We start from the raw sequence: 1,447 nt of genomic DNA, 5'->3' as shown, positions 1-1,447 counted from the left end.
GAGCAATCGTCAAGACCTGTGGATCAAGCTTTTTCAGGCGGCTATCGATGGGTCCTCGACGGCCGGTGATTCCTCAGGCCGCTCGACGAGCTTGCCCTTGACGAACGTGGCCCCGGCGCGGACCAGGGCGACGAGATGAGGCGCGTTGACCGCACGCCAGCGCTTGTGTGCCGACTCGATCAGCTTGAAGGCCATCGCCAGCCCGGCGGCGCGGGACCCCGGCCCCTTGGTGACCTTGGTGCGGTGCCGGACGGTGGCGAAGGTGGACTCGATCGGGTTGGTCGTGCGCAGATGCACCCAGTGCTCTGCGGGATAGTCGTAGAAGGCGAGTAGTTCGTCGAGGTCGTCGACCACCTTGGCGACAGCCTTGGAATACTTGGCGCCGTAGGCGTCGCGGAAGTCCTTCACCGCCGCGAGGGCGTGCTTTTTGTCCTCGGCGTTCCAGATCTCCGCGAGCGCCTTCTTGGCGGCAGGGTGGGCCGACTTCGGAAGCGCCCCGAGCACATTAGCGATCTTGTGAAACCAGCATCTCTGGGCTCTGGTCTGCGGGAACACCTCACTCAGCGCGGCCCAGAAGCCGAGCGCGCCGTCCCCGACCGCGAGCACCGGAGCCCGCATCCCACGTCGTCTGCAGTCGCGCAGCAGGTCGGCCCACGACTCGGCCGATTCGCGGTAGCCGTCGGCGAGGGCGACGAGTTCCTTGCGGCCGTCGGCGCGCACGCCGATCATCACCAGCAGGCACAGCTTGTGCTCCTCCAGCCGGATGTTGACGTGGATGCCGTCCGCCCACAGGTAGACGTAGTCCACGCCGGACAGGTCGCGTGCGGCGAAGGCTCGCTGCTCGGCCTTCCAGGTCTCCGTCAGCTTGGTGATGACCGACGCGGACAGACCCGAACTCGAGCCGAGGAACTGGCCCAGCGCCGCGACGAAGTCCCCTGAGGACAGGCCGTGCAGGTATAGCAGCGGCAGCACTTCGGTGATCTGCGGGGTCTTGCGCGCCCAGGCGGGCAGGATCGCCGAGGAGAACCGCCTGCGCTCGCCCGTTTTCTCGTCGATGCGCTTGTCGTTGACGCGCGGGGCCGTGACCTCGATCGCGCCGGCCGTGGTGAGGATGTCGCGCGGCTGGTGGTAGCCGTTGCGGACGACCAGACGACGCCCGTGCTCGTCGCGCTCGTCGGCGAACGCGGCGATGTAGGCGTCCACCTCGGCCTGGAGCGCGGCGGCCAGCATCTTACGAGCACCCTCGCGGACGATCTGATCGATCAACGAGGCCGATGCCGGGCTCGATGCGGTGGCGGAGTCGTCAACGGGCAGTTCGGGCACTACGGTGAGCACGGGTGTGCCTTCCCGACCGACGTTGGCGCGTCGGCCTTATCTCGAAACCATGATCAGATGATTCGGGAAGGTACACCCTTCCCATCAGATCCACAGGTTTCGATCATTGCTC

General features: G+C 66.6%; 1 protein-coding gene. It reads right to left on the bottom strand.

Features of this window, described 5'->3' with window-relative positions; genetic code table 11:
* Positions 1 to 33: 33 nt before the first annotated feature.
* Positions 34 to 1,314 (bottom strand): IS256 family transposase, encoded by a 1,281-nt coding sequence (locus AB0C16_RS40000; protein WP_357691360.1) that lies wholly within the window; start codon positions 1,312 to 1,314, stop codon positions 34 to 36.
* Between the last annotated feature and the right edge of the window lie 133 nt (positions 1,315 to 1,447).

This window comes from Nonomuraea sp. NPDC048916 (assembly GCF_040649575.1).
Lineage (GTDB): Bacteria > Actinomycetota > Actinomycetes > Streptosporangiales > Streptosporangiaceae > Nonomuraea.
Note: the sequence above shows the minus strand (reverse complement) of the source record. Positions and strands in the feature narration are given on the sequence as shown.